The organism is Streptomyces natalensis ATCC 27448 (assembly GCF_000935125.1).
GTDB classification, from domain to species: domain Bacteria; phylum Actinomycetota; class Actinomycetes; order Streptomycetales; family Streptomycetaceae; genus Streptomyces; species Streptomyces natalensis.
In genome coordinates this window covers 358,572-381,776 of sequence record NZ_JRKI01000061.1, presented here as the reverse complement: position 1 = coordinate 381,776, position 23,205 = coordinate 358,572, and the positions used below count along the sequence as shown (strand labels likewise).

The window sequence follows — 23,205 nt, the reverse complement described above, 5'->3', positions numbered from 1 at the left end:
GGGAGCCTCCCAAACTGCTTGGAGCAATGGCCTGAGCAGGAGTGAGCACGCTCCGGAATTCGGCGTGACGTCATGAGTCACTCTGCATCTCTTCACGCCGGAACCATGAATTGATCTTTCCGCCGTATCCGGCGGGACCACCGCCCCGGCCAGGTCCGCAAGACCCGAGGACATCGAGCCGGACAGCACAACCCGGTCGCCGAGCCAGACAGGCCGACGCCCGCTCCAGGGAAGGACCCTTCGTGAGCGACACCACCGATCTGATGGGCGTGCGCGCCGATGGCGGTGCCACCGCGCCCGCCACGGACGCTCCTGCCGCGCCTGCAACCACGCGTCGCCGCCGTTCCGGCACCGGCCTTGAGGGCATGGTCCTGGCGGAGCTCCAGCAGGTTGCCTCCGGCCTCGGCATCAAGGGCACCGCGCGGATGCGCAAGAGCCAGCTGATCGAGGTCATCAAGGAGAAGCAGGCCGGAGGCAGTGCCCCGGCCAGGGCCGACGCGCCCGCCGCCGAGACCAAGCCCAAGCGCCGTACGACCTCCAAGGCCCGTACGGGTGAGGACACGGCCGCCAAGAGCGCCGACAAGGCCCCCAAGGGCGACAAGGCCGCCGAGCAGCCCGCGGCCGCCCAGCAGCAGATCGAGATCCCCGGCCAGCCGGTCAGCGACGAGCAGCCGGCCGGTGAGCGCCGCCGGCGGCGCGCCACCGCCGCCGCGGGCGCCCCCGAGGCCGCCGCGGGCGACGTCAAGACCGACACGAAGGTTGAGGCGAAGGCCGAGACCAAGGCCGAGCCGAAGGCCGAGACGGCGGTGGACACCGCCGAGGGCCGTCCGGGCAAGGACCGCCAGGACCGCGGCGACCGCCAGCAGAAGGGTGACCGCGAGGGCCGCGGCCAGCGTCAGCGCGACCGCCGCAAGGGCGAGACCGGCGACGGCGGACAGGGCGGCCAGGGCGGACAGGCCGGCCAGCGCCAGCGCGACCGCCGGGACGACCGCCGTGATGACGACGACGACTTCGAGGGCGGACGCCGGGGCCGTCGCGGCCGCTACCGCGACCGCCGGGGCCGTCGCGGCGGCCGCGAGGACTTCGGCAACGAGCCGCAGGTCACCGAGGACGACGTCCTGATCCCCGTCGCGGGCATCCTCGACATCCTCGACAACTACGCCTTCATCCGGACCTCCGGCTACCTGCCCGGCCCGAACGACGTGTACGTCTCCCTCGCCCAGGTCCGCAAGAACGGCCTGCGCAAGGGCGACCACGTCACCGGTGCGGTGCGCCAGCCCAAGGACGGCGAGCGGCGCGAGAAGTTCAACGCGCTGGTGCGCCTGGACACCGTCAACAGCATGGCGCCCGAACAGGGCCGCCAGCGGCCGGAGTTCGGCAAGCTGACGCCCCTTTACCCGCAGGAGCGGCTGCGCCTGGAGGGTGAGTCGGGCGGTCTGACGACCCGGATCATCGATCTGGTCACGCCCATCGGCAAGGGGCAGCGCGGTCTGATCGTGGCCCCGCCGAAGACCGGCAAGACCATGATCATGCAGGCGATCGCCAACTCGATCACCCGCAACAACCCCGAGTGCCACCTGATGGTCGTCCTGGTCGACGAGCGTCCCGAAGAGGTCACCGACATGCAGCGGTCGGTCAAGGGCGAGGTCATCTCCTCGACCTTCGACCGTCCGGCCGAGGACCACACCACCGTCGCCGAGCTCGCCATCGAGCGCGCCAAGCGGCTGGTGGAGCTGGGCCACGACGTCGTCGTCCTGCTGGACTCCATCACCCGTCTGGGCCGCGCGTACAACCTCGCGGCGCCCGCCTCCGGCCGCATCCTGTCCGGTGGTGTCGACTCGACCGCGCTCTACCCGCCGAAGCGCTTCTTCGGTGCCGCGCGCAACATCGAGGACGGCGGTTCGCTGACCATCCTGGCCACCGCGCTGGTCGAGACCGGTTCGCGAATGGACGAGGTGATCTTCGAGGAGTTCAAGGGCACCGGCAACCTCGAGCTCAAGCTCGACCGCAAGCTCTCGGACAAGCGCATCTTCCCGGCGGTGGACGTGGACGCGTCCAGCACCCGTAAGGAAGAGATCCTGATGGGCAGCGACGAGCTGTCCGTCGTCTGGAAGCTGCGCCGGGTGCTGCACGCCCTGGACCAGCAGCAGGCCATCGAGCTGCTGCTGGACAAGATGAAGCAGACGAAGTCCAACGCGGAGTTCCTGCTCCAGATCCAGAAGACGACGCCGGGTATGGGCGGCAACGGCAACGACTGACGCCCTTAGCGACGCCGCACACCGAGCCCTTCTCACCCCTGTGGGTGGGGAGGGCTTCGTGCTGCGCGCTCAACGGTGTGATGTGCACCGCGCCGCCGCCGCGCGCCGCTGAGACGTTCCGCACAGGGCACAGCGCCGTACACCCGTTCACACAATGTCCGGAAACAGCCTGTAAGCGCAGGTGAGAAGGACGAAAGTCCCGGCGCACGAGGCGCGGGCCGGCGCGTTTTCTAAGAAAGGGCTCATACGGCGCTGTGCAACCCTTCCCGTCTGCCCCCCGTCTGACACGACAGGCCGTGAGGTACGGAGCGACGTACGCAGCACGGTGCGGCGAGGGCCAGCCGAGCGACCAAGGACTGAGGAACACATGGCGGACAGCAACGGGACCGCGATGGCGGCCAAGAGCCGTGCCCGCGGCATACGTGCCACCGGCCGCCGGCGCAAGGGCCGGACCCGGCGCCGCCGGGCCCTGACCATCACCCTGTGTGCGCTGGTCAGCGCCGTACTGCTCGGCGGTGCCGGGCTCGGATACGTCTACTTCAAGCTCAACGGCAACCTCAAGGGCGTCGACATCAACGCCGCCCTGGGGCACGACCGGCCGCAGAACTTCGACAACGGCTCGATGGACATCCTGGTGATGGGCTCGGACTCCCGGGCGGGCAAGAACGGCGCCTACGGCCGGGACGAGGGCGGCGCCCGCTCCGACACCGCGATGGTCGTGCACGTCTACAAGGGCCACAAGAAGGCCAGCGTGGTGAGCATCCCCCGCGACACCATGGTCAAGCGGCCCGACTGCACCACCGGCAACGGCCACACCGTGCCCGGTGCGCAGCGCGCGATGTTCAACACCGCCTACGAGGTCGGCGGCCCGGCCTGCGCCGTCAAGACCGTCGAGTCGATCAGCGGCATCCGGATGGACCACTTCCTCGAGGTGGACTTCACCGGCTTCAAGAAGCTCATCGACGCGCTGGGCGGGGTGGACCTCACCACCACCCGGCCGATCAACGACAAGGACAGCCATCTGCACCTGCCCGCCGGCAAGCACACGCTCAACGGCGAGCAGTCGCTGGGCCTGGTGCGCACCCGGCACGGTGTCCCCGGCGGCGACGGCAGCGACCTGGGCCGCATCCAGCTCCAGCAGACCTTCGTCAAGGCGCTGATGAACCAGGTCCGCAACGTCGGGGTGCTGACCAATCCCGCCAAGCTGTACGACATCGCGGACACCGCGACCAAGGCCGTGACCACCGACACCGACCTCAACTCCGTCGGCGAGCTGACCGGCCTGGCCAAGAGCCTGGGCGCCATCGGCTCGGACCACATCGACATGATGACGCTGCCGGTGACCTACGACCCGGCCGACCCCGAGCGCGTGGTGCCGCTGACCCGGAAGAGCGCGCAGGTCTGGGACGCCCTGCGGCAGGACAAGGCCATCCCGAAGGCCGCGACCAAGGGCTCGGCCGGTGACCAGGGCGGCACGGGCCGGTACGTGAAGTAGCCGTCCGACGCCGGTACGGGGCCGCGCGGGGTCCCGTACCGGCGGGGGAATAGCGGCGGACGTCCCCCCGTTTTGGGAGATACGGCTAGTCCTGGCAGACTGGACCGTCGGCCCCGGTTCACGTGACGCAACCCGCGACACGACCCGGTGCACTCCCGAACCTAGGAGAATCCCTTGAAGCGCGACATCCACCCGGAGTACGTCGAGACCCAGGTCAGCTGCACCTGTGGCGCGTCGTTCACCACCCGTAGCACCGTTGCCGGCGGCAGCATCCGCGCCGACATCTGCTCCGAGTGCCACCCGTTCTACACGGGCAAGCAGAAGATCATGGACACCGGCGGCCGCGTGGCCCGCTTCGAGGCCCGCTTCGGCAAGTCCGCCGCAGCCGCCAAGAAGTAGCGACCCGCAAGGCGCCGGTTCGCGGTCGCCCCTCGATGGGGCGACCGGACCGGCGTCTTTGTCGTCCTGCCCCGCAGCCCACCGGCCGGGGCCCCGGAAGTCCAGTCAGCAGAGGAACACACGATGTTCGAGGCGGTCGAGGAACTGGTCGGCGAGCACGCCGATCTTGAGAAGCGGCTGGCCGACCCCGCGGTCCATGCCGACCAGCGCGAGGCCATGCGGCTCAACAAGCGCTACTCCGAGCTGACCCCGATCATCACCACCTACCGCTCCTGGCGGCAGACCGGCGAGGACATGGAGACGGCCCGCGAACTGGCCGCGGACGACCCGGACTTCGCCGACGAGGTCAAGGAGCTCGACGCCCGGCGCGAGGAGCTCACCGAGAAGCTGCGGCTGCTGCTCGTCCCGCGTGACCCCAGCGACGACAAGGACGTCATCCTGGAGATCAAGGCGGGCGCGGGCGGCGACGAATCCGCGCTGTTCGCCGGCGATCTGCTGCGGATGTATCTGCGCTACGCCGAGCGCATCGGCTGGAAGACCGAGATCATCGACTCCACCGAGTCCGAGCTCGGCGGCTACAAGGACGTCCAGGTCGCCGTGAAGACCAAGGGCGGTCAGGGCGCGACCGAACCCGGCCAGGGCGTCTGGGCGCGGCTGAAGTACGAGGGCGGGGTGCACCGCGTCCAGCGGGTGCCCGCCACCGAGTCGCAGGGCCGCATCCACACCTCGGCGGCCGGCGTGCTGGTCACCCCCGAGGCCGAAGAGGTCGACGTCGAGATCAACATGAACGATCTGCGCATCGACGTCTACCGCTCCTCGGGCCCCGGCGGCCAGTCCGTCAACACCACCGACTCCGCGGTGCGCATCACCCACCTGCCCACCGGTGTCGTCGCCTCCTGTCAGAACGAGAAGAGCCAGCTCCAGAACAAGGAGCAGGCCCTGCGCATCCTGCGCTCGCGGCTGCTGGCCGCCGCCCAGGAGGCCGCCGAGCAGGAGGCCGCCGACGCCCGCCGCAGCCAGGTGCGCACCGTCGACCGCTCCGAGAAGATCCGCACCTACAACTTCCCGGAAAACCGCCTCTCGGACCACCGGGTCGGCTTCAAGGCGTACAACTTGGACCAGGTGCTCGACGGCGAACTGGACGCGGTCATCCAGGCGTGCGTCGACGCCGACTCGGCGGCCAAGCTCGCCGCCGCCCAGTAAGCCGCACCGACCCGCAGCACACCCGCAGCACACCCGCACGACCCTGTACGTACCGGCTGGAGGACTCCCCGTGAACCTGCTGCTCGCAGAGGTGGCTCAGGCCACCCAGCGGCTGGCCGACGCCGGCGTGCCCTCACCACGGTTCGACGCCGAGGAGCTCGCCGCGCATGTGCACGGCGTCAAGCGGAGCCAGCTGCACACGGTCGCCGACGCGGACTTCGACGCCCGCTACTGGGAGGCGATCGCCCGCCGCGAGGCCCGCGAGCCGCTTCAGCACATCACCGGCCGCGCCTTCTTCCGCTACCTCGAACTCGCCGTCGGGCCGGGGGTGTTCGTGCCCCGCCCGGAGACCGAGTCGGTGGTCGGCTGGGCGATAGACGCGGTGCGCGCCATGGACGTCGTCGAACCGCTGATCGTCGACCTGTGCACGGGCTCCGGCGCCATCGCCCTGGCCCTGGCGCAGGAGGTGCCGCGCTCGCGGGTGCACGCCGTGGAGCTGTCCGAGGAGGCGCTGGGCTACGCCCGCAAGAACGTCGCCGGCACCCGCGTCAACCTCCACCACGGCGACGCCCTCACCGCGCTGCCCGAGCTGGACGGACAGGTCGATCTGGTCGTCTCCAACCCGCCGTACATCCCGCTGACCGAATGGGAGTACGTCGCGCCCGAGGCCCGCGACCACGACCCGCAGCTGGCGCTGTTCTCCGGGGAGGACGGCCTGGACACCATCCGCGGCATCGAGCGCACCGCCCACCGCCTGCTGCGGCCCGGCGGTGTGGTCGTCGTCGAGCACGCCGACACCCAGGGTGGCCAGGTGCCGTGGATCTTCACCGAGGAGAAGGGCTGGGCGGACGCCGCCGACCACCCCGACCTCAACAACCGTCCCCGCTTCGCCACCGCGCGCCGGGCGATGCCATGACGTATCCGGACCCGACGCCCGATGCAGCCGGTGCCGAGGTGGCCTGCGCTGTATCCGCTGTAACCGCTGTATCCGTTCCGCACGAGGAGGTCCGCTAAATGGCCCGGCGTTACGACTGCACCGACGCGACCGACCGCGCGACCGGTCTGCGCGAGGCCGCCTCGGCCGTCCGCCGCGGCGAACTGGTCGTGCTGCCGACCGACACCGTCTACGGCATCGGCGCGGACGCCTTCAGCGCCGAGGCGGTCAGCGATCTGCTGCAGGCCAAGGGCCGCGGCCGGGGAATGCCCACGCCCGTGCTGGTCGGCTCGCCCAACACCCTGCACGGCCTGGTCACCGACTTCTCCGAGCAGGCATGGGAGCTGGTCGACGCCTTCTGGCCCGGCGCGCTCACCCTCGTCGCCCACCACCAGCCGTCGCTGACCTGGGACCTCGGCGAGACCGGCGGTACGGTCGCGGTGCGGATGCCGCTGCACCCGGTCGCCATCGAGCTGCTGACCGAATTCGGCCCAATGGCCGTCTCCAGCGCCAATCTCACCGGCCACCCCTCGCCGCAGGACTGCGACGCCGCCCAGGAAATGCTGGGCGATGCGGTCTCCGTCTACCTCGACGGCGGCCCCACCCCCGCCGCCGTGCCGTCCTCGATCGTCGATGTCACCGGCAAGGTCCCGGTGCTGCTGCGCCAGGGTGCGATCAGCGCCGACGAGCTGCGCAAGGTGGTACCCGAGTTCGAGGTGGCCAATTGATGGCGCCCCTGGGGCGTGGCATAGCGGGACCCGGCGACGACCTCCTTCCTCCTGCGGTACGCCCCTTCCGCATCCTTCACGTCAGCACCGGCAACGTCTGCCGCTCGCCGATCACCGAACGGCTGCACCGGCGTGCCCTGGAGCTGCGGCTCGGCCCGGAGTGCAGCACCGGGCTGCTGGTGGAGAGCGCCGGCACCTGGGGGCACGAAGGCGCCCCGATGGAGGCGCACGCCGCCACCGTGTGCAGCGACTACGGCGCGGACCCGGGCGGCTTCATCGGCCGTGAGCTGCTCGACGAGCACGTCATCCGCGCCGACCTGGTGCTCACCGCCACCCGCGACCACCGCGCCCAGGTCATCTCCATGGGCCACTCCGCGGGGCTGCGCACCTTCACGCTCAAGGAGTTCAACCGGCTGGTACGGGCGATAGACCCCGCCACGCTGCCCGAACCCGACCCGGACCTGCCCGACGGCGGGCTGATCGAGCGGGCCCGCGCGCTGGTCGGCGCCGCCGCGGCGCTGCGCGGCTGGCTGCTGGCGCCCGACCCGGAGTCCGACGAGGTCCACGACCCCTACGGCGCGCCCATCACCTTCTTCCGCTCCATCGGGGACGAGATCAACCAGGCGCTGGACCCGGTCGTCACGGCCCTGACGGGCGTCCCGGAACGCGCCTAGGACCCCTGGCCGCGCCACCGAAGGGCCCCGACGCGGCACCGGAGGCGCCCGCCGCGCCACCGGCGGCCCCGCACGCCGCGCCCGATCGCCCCGCCGCGCCTACATTGGACGTACGTCCCCGTACGAGGCCCGGAGCCAGCGATGTCCGCCACCACCGCGTCAGCCCGTAGCGCCGGCAAGGCCGCCGAGGAGAGGGCCCGGGCCGCCGTCCGCGACGGCGGTGCCCCGCCGGCCGGCGCCCCCGACTTCGCCGCGCTGCTGGCCCAGGACCCCGAGATCGCCGGGGTGCTGCTCGGCGAGGGCGCCCGGCAGGCCGACGGCCTCCAGCTGATCGCCGCGGAGAACTTCACCTCGCCCGCGGTGCTCGCCGCCCTCGGCTCCCCGCTCGGCAACAAATACGCCGAGGGCTATCCCGGCGCCCGCCACCACGGCGGCTGCGAGATCGTCGACCTCGCCGAGCGGATCGCCGTGGAGCGCGCCAAGGCCCTCTTCGGTGCCGAACACGCCAACGTCCAGCCGCACAGCGGCTCTTCGGCCGTCCTGGCCGCCTACGCCGCCCTGCTGCGCCCCGGGGACACCGTCCTGGCGATGTCCCTGCCGCACGGCGGCCATCTCACCCACGGCTCGCCCGCGAACTTCTCCGGCCGGTGGTTCGACTTCGCCGGCTACGGCCTCGACGAGGAGAGCGGGCTGCTCGATTACGACGCGGTGCGCGCGCTGGCCCTGGAACGTCGTCCCAAGGCGATCGTGTGCGGCTCGATCTCCTATCCCCGCCATGTCGACTATGCGGCCTTCCGCGATATCGCCGATGAGGTGGGCGCGTACCTGATCGCCGATGTGGCGCACCCGATGGGGCTGATCGCGGGCGGTGTGGCGCCCAGCCCGGTCCCGTACGCCGATGTGGTGTGCGCCACCACCCACAAGGTGCTGCGCGGGCCGCGCGGCGGGATGGTGCTGTGCGGGGCGCGGCTGGCCGAGCGGATCGACCGGGCGGTGTTCCCGTTCACCCAGGGGGGTGCTCAGATGAACGCGGTCGCGGCCAAGGCCGTCGCCTTCGCGGAGGCCGCCACGCCCGCGTTCGGCGCGTACGCCCACCAGGTGGTCGCCAATGCCCGCCGGCTGGCCGCGGCGCTGGCCGAACGGGGCCTGACGATCGGCACCGGCGGGACGGACACTCATCTGATCACCGCGGATCCCGCGCCGCTGGGGGTGGACGCGCGCACGGCCCGGGGCCGGCTGGCCGCCGCCGGGATCGTCCTGGACACCTGCGCGCTGCCGTGCGCAGAGACGTCCGGCAAGGAGGCGGCTGCCAAGGAGGCTCCCCCGAGCGCTCAACTCCGTTCGAGCAGGGAGGGGCCCCCAGGCAAGCGCGCGCCGCGCCGTAACGGGCTGCGGCTGGGCACCGCGGCGGTGACCACCCAGGGGATGGGCGAGACGGAGATGGAGCGGATCGCCGACCTGATCGTGGCGGCGCTGCGGGAGGACGGCGCGGCGCGTGCGCAGACGGCCGGGCTGGTCCACCGTTTCCCGCCGTATCCGGATCGCGCCTGATCCGTCGGGCGGCGGGAACCATTCTGCGGCCGGATACGTCTTCACCTGTATTCACGGCCAGGGGGCGGACACGCATAAGGTGTGGGGCTGTGATGGCCAGCGATACCAATGGGGCAGCCCGTGCGTGAATACCTGCTGACGCTGTGCGTCACGGCCGCGGTGACCTACCTGCTGACCGGGCCGGTGCGGAAGTTCGCGATCGCCGCCGGTGCGATGCCGGAGATCCGTGCCCGTGACGTGCACCGCGAACCGACACCCCGGCTCGGCGGGATCGCGATGTTCGGCGGGCTGTGCGCGGGGCTGCTGGTCGCCTCGCATCTGACGAACATCAAGAGCGTCTTCGACACCAATGAGCCGCGGGCGCTGCTGTCGGGTGCCGCGCTGATCTGGGTGCTCGGGGTGCTGGACGACAAGTGGGGCGTGGACGCGCTGGTCAAACTGGGCGGCCAGATGATCGCCGCGGGCGTGATGGTCCTCCAGGGCCTGACGATCCTGTGGATCCCGGTGCCCGGCGTCGGCACGGTCTCGCTGACACCGATGCAGGGCACGCTGCTGACCGTCGCGCTGGTCGTCGTCACCATCAACGCCGTCAACTTCGTCGACGGTCTGGACGGCCTGGCCTCCGGCATGGTGTGCATCGCCGCCGCGGCGTTCTTCATGTACGCCTACCGGATGTGGTTCGGCTACGGGATCGAGGCGGCCGCGCCGGCCACGCTGTTCTCGGTCGTGCTGATGGGGATGTGCCTGGGCTTCCTGCCGCACAACATGCACCCGGCGCGCATCTTCATGGGGGACTCCGGCTCGATGCTGATCGGGCTGGTGATGGCGGCCGGTGCGGTGTCGGTGACCGGTCAGGTGGACCCGGATCTGCTGGGGCAGAAGGCCGGTGGTCTGCGCGAGGCCACGCACGCGATGGTGCCGGTCTACATTCCGCTGCTGCTGCCGCTGACGGTGATCGCGGTGCCGGTCGCGGACCTGATTCTGGCCATTGTGCGGCGCACCTGGAAGGGCCAGTCGCCGTTCGCCGCGGACCGCGGGCATCTGCACCACCGGCTGCTGGAGATCGGTCATTCGCACAGCCGCGCGGTGCTGATCATGTACTTCTGGTCGGCGCTGATCGCCTTCGGCGCGGTGGCGTACTCGGCGAACAACGCCAGCATGTGGATCGTCCTGGGCATCGTCCTGCTGAGCGCGGTGGGCCTGGTGCTGCTTCTGCTGCCGAGGTTCACGCCGCGGGCGCCGCGCTGGGCGGAGTGGATGGTTCCGCCGCGGTACCGCAGCAGCCTGCGCACCGCCGTCGCGGTGGTGGACGACGAGGGAGCCGGCGACGGTGGGGAGGAGCGCGAGCCGGTGCCGGCCGGACTGCACGGAGCCACCGCGATCGGGGACCGTTCACGCTTCGTGGATCGCCGGAAGGCGGGAAGTAACCGCTGACAGGGTGACCGGCGTCCCCCGGAGGGGGTCAAAAATCGCCATGGTTGACCCCATACCAGACATTTACCTGGCTGTCAGTGCACCAACGCGCGGGTTCACGCTCAGGTGTGACAGGGTCCACACGGACCAGGTAAAGACCTCATCAAATAGTTTGTGATACCGTTCACGAAACCCGGCGGCAGAGCCGAAGGGCCGTAGTGCGACGGCTCTTTGGCCTCAGTTGCATACCCAGGCCGGGTCTACGCTCGTCCTTGACGACACACCCCCACCTTTTGCCGGAGCGCCGCCATGCAGTCGAATGACGCCCGACTACTTCTGTCCGCCGTTGTGCCCACCCTCGCCACCGGCGTCCTCGCCGTTGCCGTGAGCGCCGTGGCCGTCGGCGGGACGGCAGTGATCGGCGCCGTCATCGGCACCGTGCTGACCGTGCTCGTCATGGGCGTGGGGCTCGTCGTCCTGCAGCAGACCGCCAGGAAGCTTCCGCAGCTGTTCCAGATGATGGGCCTGCTGCTGTACACCGTGCAGATCCTGCTCGTCGCGGTCTTCGTGATCGCGTTCAAGGACACAACGCTCTTCGACACCAAGGCATTTGCGTTCACGCTGCTCGGCGCCACCCTCGTATGGATCGCGGCCCAGACCCGCGGTCATATGAAGGAGAAGATTCTGTACGTGAATCCCGACTCCGCTCAGACCAAGAACGCGGAGACGGCGGGGTCGCCGACGTGAGACGTAGGGCCGGGATAAATGCCCTCATGCGGGCCTGCTATCGTCCGGTGCCAACTGCGGCGCAGAGGGCGCAGGCGGCTGAGCTTCCAGATTCCACGGAATCCGACGGGCAGTTCTCGCGGCCGATGCCTGTGATCCGGTCCGGCCCAGCGCCGACCAGCCGCCCCCCAATCCGTAAGACCAGTCCAGTGCCGCTCCGTGGCTCAACGCCGCGCCGACACAACGAGGTTGCCGTACCCATGCGCCACGCTGAAGGAGCCCGCGGTGAGTGCTGAAACGATGCTCGCCTTCGACACTCAGTGCCACCTCTTTATTCCGGGGTGTGGCTTTGAGGCCCCGGGCCTTCATTCCTTCGTCTTCGAGCCGCTCTTCACCATCGGTGGCTACGAGTTCAACAAGCCGATGCTGCTCGCCCTGCTCAGCACCGTCGTGGTCGTGTGGTTCTTCTGGGCCGCATTCGGCCGGGCCAAGGTGGTCCCCGGCAAGCTGCAGATGGTCGGCGAGGCGGGATACGACTTCGTGCGCCGCGGGCTCGTCTACGACGCGCTCGGCAAGAAGGAGGGCGACAAGTACGTCCCCTTCATGGTCTCGCTGTTCTTCTTCGTGTGGATCATGAACCTCTGGTCCATCATTCCGCTCGCCGCCTTCCCGGTCACGTCGGTCATCTCCTTCCCCATCGGGCTGGCGCTGATCGTCTACATCATCTGGATGTCGCTGACCTTCAAGAAGCACGGCTTCGTCGGCGCCTGGAAGAACCTCTCCGGCTACGACAAGTCGCTCGGCTGGGTGCTCCCGCTGATCATGGTGCTGGAGCTGCTCCAGCACCTGATCATCCGGCCCTTCACCCACGCGGTCCGGCTCTTCGCGAACATGTTCGCGGGCCACATGCTGATCCTGATGTTCACCATCGGCAGCTGGTACCTGCTGAACGGCATCGGCGTCGTCTACGCCGGCGCATCGTTCGTGATGACCGTGGTGATGACCGCCTTCGAGCTGTTCATCCAGGCCGTCCAGGCGTACATCTTCGTGCTCCTGGCCTGCAACTACATCCAGGGCGCGCTCGCCGAGAACCACTGAGCACCCCGGCTCCCCGCAAACCGCTAGTCGTCCGGTGGCCAACCCCCACCGGTCCGTGAAACTGAGAAGGAAGTAACGGCATGTCCGCTGCTCTCGAGACTGTCAACCTCGCCGCCGGCCTCACCGGCAACATCGCCTCGGTCGGTTACGGCCTCGCGGCCATCGGCCCCGGCGTCGGCGTCGGCATCATTTTCGGTAACGGCACCCAGGCCCTGGCCCGTCAGCCCGAGGCGGCCGGTCTGATCCGCACCAACCAGATCATGGGTTTCGCCTTCTGTGAGGCGCTCGCCCTCATCGGCATCGTCATGGGCTACGCGTACAAGTAAGCGCACCCTTCGACGACGCCCCATTAGACGGAAGGCATTGATGTGAACGCCGACGCCCTGGTGAACATGGCGGTGGAGGTTCCCGAGAACCCCCTGATCCCGCCGATTCCCGAGCTGGTCATCGGTCTGGTCGCCTTCTTCATCGTCTTCGCCATCCTGGCCAAGAAGCTCCTCCCGAACATCAACCGTGTTCTGGAAGAGCGCCGCAGCCAGATCGAAGGCCGTATGGAAGAGGCCGAGGCGCTCCAGGCCGAGGCCCAGCAGGTGCTCGCCGACTACCGGGCACAGCTGGCCGACGCCCGCCACGAGGCGGCCCGCCTGCGCCAGGAGGCGCAGGAGCAGGGCGCGACTCTCATCGCCGAGATGCGCGCCGAGGGCCAGCGGCAGCGTGAGGAGATCATCGCTGCCGGTCACGCCCAGATCGCGGCGGACCGCAAGGCTGCCGCGCAGTCGCTGCGTCAGGACGTGGGCAAGCTCGCCACCGACCTGGCCGGCAAGCTCGTCGGCGAGTCCCTTGAGGACGCCGCCCGGCAGAGCCGGACCATCGACCGCTTCCTCGACGAGATCGAGGCCCAGGCGGCGGACACGACGAAGGCTGAGGCCGGCCGATGAACGGAGCGAGCCGCGAGGCACTCGCCTCCGCACGCGAGCAGCTCGACGCGCTGACGGACAACACGTCCGTCGACGCCGCGAAGCTCGCCGAGGAGCTGGCTGCCGTCACCGCTCTGCTCGACCGCGAGGTGTCGCTGCGTCGGGTCCTGACCGACCCGGCGCAGGGCGGCGAGGCACGCGCCGAGCTGGCCCAGCGGCTGCTCGGCAGCCAGGTCGGCGGCCCGACCGCCGAGCTGGTGTCCGGCATGGTCCGCTCCCGCTGGTCGCGCTCGCGCGATCTGACGGATGCGATGGAGGAGCTGGCCTACAGCGCGGACCTGGCCGCGGCGCAGCGCTCCGGCGCGCTCGACGACGTCGAGGACGAGCTGTTCCGGTTCGGCCGGATCATCGCCTCGGCCCCCGAGCTGCGCAGCGCGCTGACGAGCGGCATCGCGACGACCTCGGCCAAGACGGAGCTGCTGCACTCGCTGCTGGGCGGCCGGGCCAACCCGGTCACCGAGCGGCTGGTGGTCCGTCTCGTGGGCGCGCCGCGAGGCCGTAGCCTGGAGGCAGGGCTCGATGCCCTCTCCAAGCTGGCCGCGCACCGCCGGGACCGCGTGGTCGCGGTGGTCACCTCCGCGGTGCCCCTCAGCGAAGGGCAGCGGCAGCGCCTCGGCGCCGCGCTGGCCACCGTGTACGGACGGCAGATCCACCTGAACCTCGACGTGGACCCTGAGGTCCTCGGCGGCGTCCAGGTCCGGATCGGCGACGAGGTCATCAACGGGACCATCGCGGAGCGCCTCGACGAGGCGAACCGGCGGATGGCCGGCTGACCCGGCCACCAACTCAACAGCTGCGACGCAGCACAAGCAGGACGGCGGCCCGAGTTGGGCCGTAAGCGGAAACCCACCGAGGGGACAAGCCCCTCGGCAACCCGCAAGAAACTTCGGGCCCAACAAGGAGAGCAGGGAACCCAGATGGCGGAGCTCACGATCCGGCCGGAGGAGATCCGGGACGCGCTGGAGAACTTCGTCCAGGCGTACAAGCCGGACGCGGCCTCGCGCGAAGAGGTCGGCACGGTCAGCGAGGCCGGTGACGGCATCGCGAAGGTCGAGGGCCTTCCCTCGGCGATGGCGAACGAACTGCTGAAGTTCGAGGACGGCACGCTCGGTCTTGCGCTGAACCTGGAAGAGCGCGAGATCGGTGCGGTCATCCTCGGTGAGTTCAGCGGTATCGAGCAGGGCCAGCCGGTGCAGCGCACCGGTGAGGTGCTCTCGGTCGCCGTGGGCGAGGGCTACCTCGGCCGCGTCGTCGACCCGCTGGGCAACCCGATCGACGGTCTCGGCGAGATCGAGTCCGAGGGCCGCCGCGCCCTGGAGCTTCAGGCCCCGGGCGTCATGGTCCGTAAGTCGGTGCACGAGCCCATGGAGACCGGCTACAAGGCCGTCGACTCGATGGTGCCGATCGGCCGTGGCCAGCGTCAGCTGATCATCGGCGACCGCCAGACCGGCAAGACCGCCCTGGCCGTCGACACGATCATCAACCAGCGCGACAACTGGCGCTCGGGCGACCCGAAGAAGCAGGTCCGCTGCATCTACGTCGCCATCGGCCAGAAGGGCTCCACCATCGCGTCCGTGCGCGGCGCGCTGGAGGAGGCCGGTGCCCTGGAGTACACCACCATCGTCGCCGCCCCGGCGTCCGACCCGGCGGGCTTCAAGTACCTGGCGCCCTACACCGGCTCGGCCATCGGCCAGCACTGGATGTACCAGGGCAAGCACGTCCTGATCATCTTCGACGACCTCTCGAAGCAGGCCGACGCCTACCGCGCCGTCTCCCTGCTGCTGCGCCGCCCGCCGGGCCGCGAGGCCTACCCGGGCGACGTCTTCTACCTGCACTCGCGTCTGCTGGAGCGCTGCGCCAAGCTCTCCGACGAGATGGGCGCCGGTTCGATGACGGGCCTGCCGATCGTCGAGACCAAGGCGAACGACGTGTCGGCGTTCATCCCGACCAACGTCATCTCCATCACCGACGGCCAGTGCTTCCTGGAGTCGGACCTCTTCAACGCCAACCAGCGTCCGGCGCTGAACGTGGGTATCTCCGTCTCCCGTGTCGGTGGCTCGGCCCAGCACAAGGCCATGCGCCAGGTCTCCGGCCGACTGCGCGTCGACCTCGCCCAGTACCGCGAGCTGGAGGCGTTCGCCGCCTTCGGTTCCGACCTGGACGCGGCCTCGAAGGCGCAGCTGGAGCGCGGTAAGCGGATGACCGAGCTGCTCAAGCAGGCTCAGTACTCCCCGTACGCGACCGAGGACCAGGTCGTCTCCATCTGGGCCGGCACCAACGGCAAGATGGACGACGTCCCGGTCGAGGACATCCGCCGCTTCGAGCGCGAGCTCCTCGACCACCTCCACCGGGAGAAGAAGGACCTGCTGACCAGCATCCGCGAGGGCGCCAAGATGTCCGACGACACCATCGGTGCGATCGCCGAGGCCGTCGACGGCTTCAAGCGGCAGTTCGAGACCTCGGACGGCAAGCTGCTCGGCGAGGACGCCCCGGCCGGCACCTCCAAGTGACGACGGAAGGGACCTGATCCATGGGAGCCAAGCTCCGGGTCTACAAGCGTCGCATCCGCTCCGTCACCGCGACCAAGAAGATCACCAAGGCGATGGAGATGATCGCCGCCTCGCGCGTCGTCAAGGCGCAGCGCCAGGTGGCGGCGTCGACGCCGTACGCGAGTGAACTGACCCGCGCGGTGACGGCGGTTGCCACGGGCTCGAACACCCAGCACCCGCTGACGACCGAGGTCGACAAGCCGACCCGGGCCGCGCTGCTGCTCATCACGAGCGACCGCGGTCTGGCCGGCGGCTACTCCTCCAACGTCATCAAGGCCGCGGAGCAGCTCACCGAGCGGCTCAGGGCCGAGGGCAAGGAGGTCGACGTCTACATCGTCGGGCGCAAGGGGGTGTCGTACTACGGCTTCCGCGAGCGCACGATCGTGGAGTCGTGGACCGGCTTCACCGACAACCCGACGTACGGGGACGCGAAGACGATCGCCGCACCGCTGATCGAGGCCGTCCAGAAGGACACCGCCGAGGGCGGCGTGGACGAACTCCACATCGTCTTCACCGAGTTCATCTCGATGATGACGCAGACGGCGCTCGACGACCGGCTGCTGCCGCTGTCCCTCGACAGGACCGCGGCCGAGTCGGCGGAGACGTCCAAGGGCGAGATCCTTCCGCTCTTCGACTTCGAGCCGTCGGCCGAGGACGTCCTCGACGCCCTGCTGCCGCGCTACGTCGAGTCGCGGATCTACAACGCTCTCCTGCAGGCCGCCGCCTCCAAGCACGCCGCCACGCGGCGCGCGATGAAGTCGGCGACCGACAATGCAGAAGATCTCATCAAGTCGCTCTCGCGGCTTGCCAACGCGGCCCGCCAGGCCGAAATCACCCAGGAAATCAGCGAGATCGTCGGTGGCAGTGCCGCACTGGCCGACGCGACCGCGGGGAGTGACTGACAACTATGACCACCACTGTTGAGACGGCCACGGCGACGGGCCGCGTCGCGCGGGTCATCGGCCCGGTCGTCGACGTGGAGTTCCCCGTCGACGCGATGCCGGACATCTACAACGCGCTGACCGTCGAGGTCGCGGACCCGGCCCAGGCCGGTGCCAAGAAGACCCTGACCCTCGAGGTCGCCCAGCACCTGGGCGAGGGTCTGGTCCGTGCGATCTCCATGCAGCCCACCGACGGCCTGGTCCGCCAGGCCACGGTCACCAACACCGGCAGCGGCATCACCGTTCCGGTCGGTGACATCACCAAGGGCAAGGTGTTCAACACCCTTGGTGAGATCCTGAACAAGCCGGAGGCCGAGTCCGAGGTCACCGAGCGCTGGCCGATCCACCGCAAGGCCCCGAACTTCGACCAGCTCGAGTCGAAGACCGAGATGTTCGAGACCGGCGTCAAGGTCATCGACCTGCTGACCCCGTACGTCAAGGGCGGCAAGATCGGTCTGTTCGGCGGCGCCGGCGTCGGCAAGACGGTGCTCATCCAGGAGATGATCTACCGTGTCGCCAACAACCACGACGGTGTCTCCGTGTTCGCCGGTGTCGGCGAGCGCACCCGTGAGGGCAACGACCTGATCGAGGAGATGGCGGACTCCGGCGTCATCGACAAGACCGCGCTGGTCTTCGGCCAGATGGACGAGCCCCCGGGCACCCGTCTGCGCGTCGCGCTGGCCGGCCTGACCATGGCCGAGTACTTCCGTGACGTCCAGAAGCAGGACGTGCTGTTCTTCATCGACAACATCTTCCGCTTCACCCAGGCCGGTTCCGAGGTCTCGACCCTGCTCGGCCGGATGCCCTCCGCGGTGGGTTACCAGCCGAACCTGGCCGACGAGATGGGTCTCCTCCAGGAGCGCATCACCTCGACCCGCGGTCACTCGATCACCTCGATGCAGGCGATCTACGTCCCCGCGGACGACCTGACCGACCCGGCGCCGGCGACGACCTTCGCGCACCTCGACGCGACGACGGTCCTCTCCCGTCCGATCTCGGAGAAGGGCATCTACCCGGCGGTCGACCCGCTGGACTCGACGTCCCGGATCCTGGACCCCCGCTACATCTCGCAGGACCACTACGACTGCGCCTCGCGCGTCAAGAAGATCCTGCAGAAGTACAAGGACCTCCAGGACATCATCGCGATTCTGGGTATCGACGAGCTCGGCGAGGAGGACAAGCTCACCGTCTTCCGCGCCCGTCGTATCGAGCGGTTCCTGTCGCAGAACACCCACGTGGCGAAGCAGTTCACCGGTGTTGACGGCTCGGACGTCTCGCTGGACGAGTCGATCACCGCGTTCAACGCGATCGCGGACGGCGAGTACGACCACTTCCCCGAGCAGGCGTTCTTCATGTGCGGTGGCATCGAGGACCTGAAGGCCAATGCCAAGGAGCTGGGCGTCTCCTGACCCCGGCACCGGTCCCGGGGGCGGCCCTGGCCGCCCCCGGCCCGTACGACCACTAGTATTTGACCCAACATCTGCCACGCCAGGCAGGTGGAGACCCGAGGAGCCATCGTGGCTGAGCTGCACGTCGAGTTGGTCGCCGCGGACCGTCAGGTCTGGTCGGGCAAGGCCAGCCTGGTCGTCGCGCGCACCTCGTCGGGCGACATCGGCGTCATGCCCGGACACCAGCCGCTGCTCGGCGTGCTGCAGTCGGGCCCGGTGACGATTCGTACGACCGGCGAGAGCGGGGACGGCACCGTCGTCGCCGCGGTGCACGGCGGCTTCATCTCGTTCGCCGACAACAAGCTGTCTCTGCTCGCGGAGATCGCGGAACTGTCGGACGAGATCGATGTCCAGCGCGCGGAGCGGGCCCTGGAGCGAGCGAAGTCGGACGCTGACGCGGCCGCCGAGCGTCGCGCCGATGTCCGCCTGCGCGCGGTGACGGGCGTCCACTGAGCCCCGTCACCGACGAGATCGATCCTCAGCCGCGGGCTGCCCGGAATCCTCCGGAGCGGCCCGCGGCTGAGGCAATGCAGGTGCGTTTCCCTGCCTCCGGACTCCACCCGGGGGTACACCCAACGAAGCGAGGAGGTCGGTCGAGATGGTCCTCGCTCTGCTTGTGAGCGGCATCGTCCTGGTCCTGGTGCTACTGGGACTGTTCGTCTTCGGACTGCGCCGGCGGCTCATCCAGCGCTCCGGCGGCACCTTCGACTGCAGCCTGCGCTGGAACGTTCCGGAGGGCCAGGACACGGCCGCCGACCCCAGCGGCAAGGGCTGGATCTACGGCGTCGCCCGCTACAACGGCGACCGCATCGAATGGTTCCGGGTGTTCTCCTACGCCCCCCGCCCCCGCCGGATCCTGGAGCGCGACGCCATCGAGGTGCTGCACCGCCGCACCCCCCAGGGCGAGGAGGAACTCGCCCTCCTGTCCGACTCCCTCGTGCTGGCCTGTCGCCACCGCGGCACCCGCCTGGAACTGGCCATGAGCGAGGACGCCCTCACGGGCTTCCTGGCCTGGCTGGAGGCGGCGCCGCCCGGTCAGAGGGTGAACGTGGCCTGACGGCTGCCCGGGCCTGACGACCACTGGGTCTGTGGGCCGCCCAAGGGGCCGCCACCCCCAACTCCTGTGCCGGCGCGGCCGCTTGCACCCGGCTGCGCAGCCCCCGCTTCCCCAGCAGCCGGCCCATATGCGTTTTGACGGTGGCCTCCGCCATCGCCGGCCGCAGCGCGATCTCCGCGTTGGACAGCCCCTGTCCCAGACAGCCCAGCACCTCCCGTTCGCGCGGCGCCGGCCCGTCCAGGACGGAGAGATCCATCAGGACGGGGTCGGGTCGCAGCTCGCGGGCGAGCCGTACCGCCTCCTCGCCGTCCGCCGCCTCCCCCGGCCGCCTCGATGGTGAACGAGGGGGACGGCCCGAACAGCGGGGGACCGCCGTGCGGATGCAGCGTCCTCAGCACCAGTCCGCACAGCAGCCCGCCGCCCGTGAGCAGCACATCGTGCCGGTGCGGGCGGCGGGGCGCGGCGGGAAGGCGGGTCTCAGCGCTCGCCGCCCGGCACCCACAGCACGTCACCGACCTCCTTGTTGGCCGTACGGGCCAGGATGAACAGCAGGTCCGACAGCCGGTTGAGATAGGTGGCGGTCAGCGGATTCATGGTCCCGCCGTGCTCCTCGAACGCCGCCCAGGTGGCGCGTTCCGCGCGGCGGACGACCGTGCACGCCTGGTGGAGGAGGGCGGCGCCCGGGGTGCCGCCCGGGAGGATGAAGCTGCGGAGCTTTTCCAGCTCGGCCAGGAAGCGGTCGCAGTCGGCCTCCAGCTTGTCGATATAGGTCTGTTCGACGCGCAGCGGCGGGAACTCCGGGTTCTGCACCACCGGCGTCGACAGATCCGCACCGACATCGAAGAGGTCGTTCTGTACGCGCAGCAGCACCGCGGCGACCTCGTCCGGCAGCGAGCCGAGGGCGAGGGCCACGCCGATGGCGGCATTGGCCTCGTTGGCGTCCGCGTAGGCCGCGATCCGCGAATCGGTCTTGGCGGTGCGGCTCATGTCACCGAGGGCGGTGGTGCCCTTGTCCCCGGTGCGGGTGTAGATGCGCGTCAGATTCACCATACGGGCGAGCCTACGCCGCGGCCCTGCGGAATGCCCGGGTGCGCAGGGCCATGGACAGGGCGGCGAAGGCGACCGCGACCAGTGCGCCGTAGAGCAGGGCCGAGGAGGCGTACGCGCCGACGTACGCCGACCGGACCGCGTCGACGAGATAGCGCAGCGGCATGACATGCGAGAGCACATCGAGCCAGGTGGGCCCCAGCGTCATCGGCAGCATCAGCCCGGACAGCAGCATCGACGGCATGGTGACGGCGTTGATGACGGGGGCCGAACTCCTGGGGTGTGTGCGCGTCATTCGTTCGAGGGTCATACGGGCGGCCACACCCCGGCTGGCCGGGTAACGGGAGCGCGATTGGTCCGGGAGCCGGACGGCTGGTATGTGGCGTTCCGCTGCGCGTTGCAACGAGAAAGCCCCGTGCAGGGAACTCACAGTGGGCCTGCTGTGGGACTGGACCGTGGCGTAGTGGTGCCACTCGCCACCTCTGCACCCGATATGCCGTATGTGAGTCACGGGCCGTGGCTGCACCCGAAGGAAAGGGAGCGGCTGCGCCGTTTCGAGCGCAAGGCCGCCCGGCAGCGGCGGTCGGCTCGGCGTGGTCGGCCCGTTTCGGGGAGGCTCCAGCGTACGTACACGCACATCGCAGAGCTGCGAGGCCGGGAGAAGCGACGTAGGGCGGACTGGCACCACAAGGTGACCACTGTGCTCGCTGATCGCTATGCCCTGATCGGCGTGGAGCAGTTGAACGTCCGCGCGATGACAGCCCGCGTCCGGGGCAGCGTCGATCGACCGAGCAGGGCCGTGGCGCAGAAGACCGGATTGAACCGGGCGATTCTCGGTGAAGGGCGGTCGCGCATCCTCGCATTGTTGGACTACAAGGCTGCCGAGCGCGGTGGTGTCGTAGTACGGGTGCCGACCGGAGCCGCGGACGACGACCCGCTGCCCGGTCTGATGGCCGGACAGATCAACTGGGTCCACCAGGCCCTGATGACCACCGTCACCGAGGAGATGATCGCCGGCCGCAAGCCCGCGGAGGTCTCGCGCGAGGCGCTGGTGCTCCTGGACGACATGGAGGAGCTGCTGAGCGAAAAGGTCCTCAACTACGCCGTACGGGCGGCGCGCTGACGGCTCGGCGCACGGCCCGGTGCACGGCCCGTGGGGCCATGTGGGTGTGACGTCCGTCATGGCGGAGGCGGCTGTGGGCCGTAACGGCCTCACCGCGGCGCGACGGGCGGAGTGACGCGCATCTCTTACCCGCCAAAGGATCGTGCTCGCCCGCTAACGTCAGCCTGACCGACAACTTTCAAGTGCACAGGGCGTTAGGGGACAGCAGTGGCAAGGAAGCTCGCCGTCATCGGGGCCGGACTCATGGGGTCCGGTATCGCGCAGGTCTCCGCCCAGGCGGGGTGGGACGTCGTGCTGCGCGATGTGACGGACGAGGCGCTGGCCCGTGGCAGGGGCGGCATCGAGGCCTCGTACGAGAAGTTCGTCGCCAAGGGCAAGCTGGAGGCGGCCGCCGCCGAGCAGGCGCTGGCGCGGATCACCACCACGACCGACCTGGAAGCCGTCGCCGACGCCGATGTCGTGGTCGAGGCGGTCTTCGAGAAGATCGAGGTCAAGCGCGAGATCTTCCAGTCGCTGGACAAGATCGCCAAGGACGGGGCGGTGCTGGCCTCCAACACCTCCGCCATCCCGATCACCAAGATCGCCGCGGCCACCTCCCGCCCCGAGCGGGTCGTGGGCACCCACTTCTTCTCGCCGGTGCCGATGATGCAGCTGTGCGAGCTGGTACGCGGCTACAAGACCAGCGACGAAACCCTCGCCGCCGCCCGGGAATTCGCCGAGTCGGTCGGCAAGACCTGCATCGTCGTCAATCGCGATGTGGCCGGCTTCGTCACCACCCGGCTGATCTCGGCGCTCGTCGTCGAGGCCGCCAAGCTCTACGAGTCCGGCGTGGCCACCGCCGAGGACATCGACATCGCCTGCAAGCTGGGCTTCGGTCACGCCATGGGGCCGCTGGCCACCGCCGACCTGACGGGCATCGACATCCTGATGCACGCCACCGAGAACATCTACACCGAAACCCAGGACGAGAAGTTCGCACCGCCGGAGAGCATGCGGCGGATGGTGGATGCGGGCGATATCGGCCGCAAGAGTGGGCAGGGGTTCTACGAGCACTGATCCCGCCGTTACCGCATCGGGCCGGCAGCCGGCAAGGTACCGGCCCGATGCACTCACCCTTCGGGGTGAATTCGGTATCGGTTCGCTTACAGGCGGCAACTTCGCCGCATGAGAGGCCATACCGAGCGAGAAGCCCTTGGTGCGCTTCCTGGCCACCGAGGTCAGCCCCACCGTGTCCAGCACCTCGGCGACCCGGGCGCGCGGGATGCCGTTGCTCTGCGCCAGACACAGCAGATGGTGGTAGGCGCGGCGGCCGCCGTGTGTCGCCTTGGCGTCCAGCAGCGCACCGACATACGTCAGCGGATCCCTCAGCTGCCGGTAGTGCCTGCCGTCGATACGGACCGTACCCTCGGTCGGATTGTCCAGATCGAGCATCATCCGCATGGTGGTCGACTTGCCCGCGCCGTTGGGACCGAGAAAGCCGGTGACGATGCCGGGGCGCACCGTGCACGTCAGATGGTCGACCGCCACCTTGTCGCCGTAGTGCTTGGTCAGCCCGTCCAGCTCGATCATGTACAGCACGCTAAG

Annotated in this window: 22 protein-coding genes and 3 pseudogenes; 21 read left to right on the top strand and 4 right to left on the bottom strand. The window is 69.5% G+C overall.

What is annotated here, in order from left to right:
- The first annotated feature begins 242 nt into the window (after window positions 1-242).
- The 19 genes from rho to SNA_RS32290 all read left to right on the top strand — a co-directional run bounded on the left by rho (window position 243) and on the right by SNA_RS32290 (window position 19,451).
- The gene (gene rho, locus SNA_RS32380) at window positions 243-2,258 is read left to right on the top strand and encodes a transcription termination factor Rho (protein ID WP_044367963.1); all 2,016 of its coding nucleotides are present in this window, start codon (window positions 243-245) and stop codon (window positions 2,256-2,258) included.
- Window positions 2,259-2,625: 367 nt separating this feature from the next.
- Window positions 2,626-3,753 carry an LCP family protein gene (locus tag SNA_RS32375; protein ID WP_030065531.1) on the top strand — a complete coding sequence of 376 codons (1,128 nt, stop codon included), beginning with the start codon at window positions 2,626-2,628 and terminating at the stop codon, window positions 3,751-3,753.
- Between the two features lie 174 nt (window positions 3,754-3,927).
- The gene (rpmE, locus tag SNA_RS32370) at window positions 3,928-4,152 is read left to right on the top strand and encodes a 50S ribosomal protein L31 (protein ID WP_030065532.1); all 225 of its coding nucleotides are present in this window, start codon (window positions 3,928-3,930) and stop codon (window positions 4,150-4,152) included.
- A gap of 123 nt (window positions 4,153-4,275) precedes the next feature.
- On the top strand, window positions 4,276-5,355 hold the full coding sequence (prfA, locus tag SNA_RS32365; RefSeq protein WP_044367962.1) for a peptide chain release factor 1: 1,080 nt from the start codon (window positions 4,276-4,278) through the stop codon (window positions 5,353-5,355).
- A gap of 70 nt (window positions 5,356-5,425) precedes the next feature.
- The gene (prmC, locus tag SNA_RS32360) at window positions 5,426-6,271 is read left to right on the top strand and encodes a peptide chain release factor N(5)-glutamine methyltransferase (protein ID WP_044367961.1); all 846 of its coding nucleotides are present in this window, start codon (window positions 5,426-5,428) and stop codon (window positions 6,269-6,271) included.
- 98 nt (window positions 6,272-6,369) lie between these two features.
- Window positions 6,370-7,017, top strand: a complete 648-nt coding sequence (locus tag SNA_RS32355; protein WP_030065535.1) for an L-threonylcarbamoyladenylate synthase — start codon at window positions 6,370-6,372, stop codon at window positions 7,015-7,017.
- On the top strand, window positions 7,014-7,691 hold the full coding sequence (locus SNA_RS32350) for an arsenate reductase/protein-tyrosine-phosphatase family protein (protein ID WP_030065536.1): 678 nt from the start codon (window positions 7,014-7,016) through the stop codon (window positions 7,689-7,691). Before SNA_RS32355 ends, SNA_RS32350 begins: the two co-directional genes overlap by 4 nt.
- 141 nt (window positions 7,692-7,832) lie before the next feature.
- Window positions 7,833-9,242, top strand: coding sequence for a serine hydroxymethyltransferase (locus SNA_RS32345; protein WP_078970350.1), 1,410 nt, complete (start codon window positions 7,833-7,835; stop codon window positions 9,240-9,242).
- 108 nt (window positions 9,243-9,350) lie between these two features.
- Window positions 9,351-10,676: an MraY family glycosyltransferase gene (locus SNA_RS32340; RefSeq protein ID WP_030065537.1), complete on the top strand. Its 1,326-nt coding sequence runs from the start codon at window positions 9,351-9,353 to the stop codon at window positions 10,674-10,676.
- Between the two features lie 288 nt (window positions 10,677-10,964).
- Window positions 10,965-11,402, top strand: coding sequence for a Cg1360 family ATP-synthase-associated protein (locus SNA_RS32335; protein WP_030065538.1), 438 nt, complete (start codon window positions 10,965-10,967; stop codon window positions 11,400-11,402).
- A 279-nt stretch (window positions 11,403-11,681) separates the two neighbouring features.
- Window positions 11,682-12,479 carry a F0F1 ATP synthase subunit A gene (gene atpB, locus SNA_RS32330; RefSeq protein ID WP_030065539.1) on the top strand — a complete coding sequence of 266 codons (798 nt, stop codon included), beginning with the start codon at window positions 11,682-11,684 and terminating at the stop codon, window positions 12,477-12,479.
- Window positions 12,480-12,559: 80 nt separating this feature from the next.
- Window positions 12,560-12,805, top strand: a complete 246-nt coding sequence (atpE, locus tag SNA_RS32325; RefSeq protein WP_030065540.1) for an ATP synthase F0 subunit C — start codon at window positions 12,560-12,562, stop codon at window positions 12,803-12,805.
- Window positions 12,806-12,871: 66 nt separating this feature from the next.
- Window positions 12,872-13,417: a F0F1 ATP synthase subunit B gene (locus SNA_RS32320; protein WP_198535177.1), complete on the top strand. Its 546-nt coding sequence runs from the start codon at window positions 12,872-12,874 to the stop codon at window positions 13,415-13,417.
- Entirely contained in the window at window positions 13,414-14,229 is an 816-nt protein-coding gene (locus tag SNA_RS32315; RefSeq protein WP_030065542.1) for a F0F1 ATP synthase subunit delta, read from the top strand. The genes SNA_RS32320 and SNA_RS32315 overlap by 4 nt, the downstream gene beginning before the upstream one ends.
- A gap of 144 nt (window positions 14,230-14,373) precedes the next feature.
- Complete coding sequence (atpA, locus tag SNA_RS32310; protein ID WP_030065543.1) at window positions 14,374-15,966, top strand: F0F1 ATP synthase subunit alpha; 1,593 nt, start codon at window positions 14,374-14,376, stop codon at window positions 15,964-15,966.
- A gap of 20 nt (window positions 15,967-15,986) precedes the next feature.
- Window positions 15,987-16,907 carry a F0F1 ATP synthase subunit gamma gene (locus tag SNA_RS32305; protein WP_044367959.1) on the top strand — a complete coding sequence of 307 codons (921 nt, stop codon included), beginning with the start codon at window positions 15,987-15,989 and terminating at the stop codon, window positions 16,905-16,907.
- Window positions 16,908-16,912: 5 nt separating this feature from the next.
- Window positions 16,913-18,355: a F0F1 ATP synthase subunit beta gene (gene atpD, locus SNA_RS32300; RefSeq protein WP_030065545.1), complete on the top strand. Its 1,443-nt coding sequence runs from the start codon at window positions 16,913-16,915 to the stop codon at window positions 18,353-18,355.
- A gap of 108 nt (window positions 18,356-18,463) precedes the next feature.
- A complete protein-coding gene (locus SNA_RS32295; RefSeq protein ID WP_030065547.1) occupies window positions 18,464-18,847 on the top strand; it encodes a F0F1 ATP synthase subunit epsilon in 384 nt (127 codons plus the stop codon).
- 145 nt (window positions 18,848-18,992) lie between these two features.
- Window positions 18,993-19,451 carry a DUF2550 domain-containing protein gene (locus SNA_RS32290; RefSeq protein WP_030065549.1) on the top strand — a complete coding sequence of 153 codons (459 nt, stop codon included), beginning with the start codon at window positions 18,993-18,995 and terminating at the stop codon, window positions 19,449-19,451.
- 52 nt (window positions 19,452-19,503) lie between these two features.
- On the opposite strand, the pseudogene SNA_RS44525 reads toward SNA_RS32290, so the two are convergent.
- From SNA_RS44525 to SNA_RS32280, 3 genes and pseudogenes are all read right to left on the bottom strand, one after another.
- Window positions 19,504-19,704 (bottom strand): annotated as a pseudogene (locus SNA_RS44525) (response regulator transcription factor); the annotation flags it as partial.
- A gap of 224 nt (window positions 19,705-19,928) precedes the next feature.
- Entirely contained in the window at window positions 19,929-20,501 is a 573-nt protein-coding gene (locus SNA_RS32285; RefSeq protein WP_030065551.1) for a cob(I)yrinic acid a,c-diamide adenosyltransferase, read from the bottom strand.
- Between the two features lie 10 nt (window positions 20,502-20,511).
- Window positions 20,512-20,782, bottom strand: a pseudogene (locus SNA_RS32280) (ABC transporter permease); the annotation flags it as partial.
- Here SNA_RS32280 and SNA_RS45395 point away from each other — a divergent pair.
- Entirely contained in the window at window positions 20,779-21,621 is an 843-nt protein-coding gene (locus SNA_RS45395) for a transposase (protein ID WP_420823533.1), read from the top strand. The pseudogene SNA_RS32280 and the gene SNA_RS45395 overlap by 4 nt on opposite strands.
- A gap of 207 nt (window positions 21,622-21,828) precedes the next feature.
- On the top strand, window positions 21,829-22,677 hold the full coding sequence (locus SNA_RS32270; RefSeq protein WP_030065554.1) for a 3-hydroxyacyl-CoA dehydrogenase family protein: 849 nt from the start codon (window positions 21,829-21,831) through the stop codon (window positions 22,675-22,677).
- A gap of 117 nt (window positions 22,678-22,794) precedes the next feature.
- Here the strand turns inward: SNA_RS32270 and SNA_RS40745 are convergent.
- A pseudogene (locus tag SNA_RS40745) lies at window positions 22,795-23,190 on the bottom strand (ATP-binding cassette domain-containing protein); the annotation flags it as partial.
- Window positions 23,191-23,205 lie beyond the last annotated feature (15 nt).

What these genes read in the sequence shown, in the direction of transcription:
- SNA_RS32375 (WP_030065531.1), top strand. Translation starts at nt 2,626, where the DNA reads ATGGCGGACAGCAACGGGACCGCGATGGCGGCCAAGAGCCGTGCCCGC.
- prfA (WP_044367962.1), top strand. Translation starts at nt 4,276, where the DNA reads ATGTTCGAGGCGGTCGAGGAACTGGTCGGCGAGCACGCCGATCTTGAG.
- SNA_RS32355 (WP_030065535.1), top strand. Translation starts at nt 6,370, where the DNA reads ATGGCCCGGCGTTACGACTGCACCGACGCGACCGACCGCGCGACCGGT.
- SNA_RS32345 (WP_078970350.1), top strand. Translation starts at nt 7,833, where the DNA reads ATGTCCGCCACCACCGCGTCAGCCCGTAGCGCCGGCAAGGCCGCCGAG.
- SNA_RS32340 (WP_030065537.1), top strand. Translation starts at nt 9,351, where the DNA reads ATGGGGCAGCCCGTGCGTGAATACCTGCTGACGCTGTGCGTCACGGCC.
- SNA_RS32335 (WP_030065538.1), top strand. Translation starts at nt 10,965, where the DNA reads ATGCAGTCGAATGACGCCCGACTACTTCTGTCCGCCGTTGTGCCCACC.
- atpB (WP_030065539.1), top strand. Translation starts at nt 11,682, where the DNA reads ATGCTCGCCTTCGACACTCAGTGCCACCTCTTTATTCCGGGGTGTGGC.
- atpE (WP_030065540.1), top strand. Translation starts at nt 12,560, where the DNA reads ATGTCCGCTGCTCTCGAGACTGTCAACCTCGCCGCCGGCCTCACCGGC.
- SNA_RS32320 (WP_198535177.1), top strand. Translation starts at nt 12,872, where the DNA reads ATGGCGGTGGAGGTTCCCGAGAACCCCCTGATCCCGCCGATTCCCGAG.
- SNA_RS32315 (WP_030065542.1), top strand. Translation starts at nt 13,414, where the DNA reads ATGAACGGAGCGAGCCGCGAGGCACTCGCCTCCGCACGCGAGCAGCTC.
- atpA (WP_030065543.1), top strand. Translation starts at nt 14,374, where the DNA reads ATGGCGGAGCTCACGATCCGGCCGGAGGAGATCCGGGACGCGCTGGAG.
- SNA_RS32305 (WP_044367959.1), top strand. Translation starts at nt 15,987, where the DNA reads ATGGGAGCCAAGCTCCGGGTCTACAAGCGTCGCATCCGCTCCGTCACC.
- atpD (WP_030065545.1), top strand. Translation starts at nt 16,913, where the DNA reads ATGACCACCACTGTTGAGACGGCCACGGCGACGGGCCGCGTCGCGCGG.
- SNA_RS32290 (WP_030065549.1), top strand. Translation starts at nt 18,993, where the DNA reads ATGGTCCTCGCTCTGCTTGTGAGCGGCATCGTCCTGGTCCTGGTGCTA.
- SNA_RS32285 (WP_030065551.1), bottom strand. Translation starts at nt 20,501, where the DNA reads ATGGTGAATCTGACGCGCATCTACACCCGCACCGGGGACAAGGGCACC.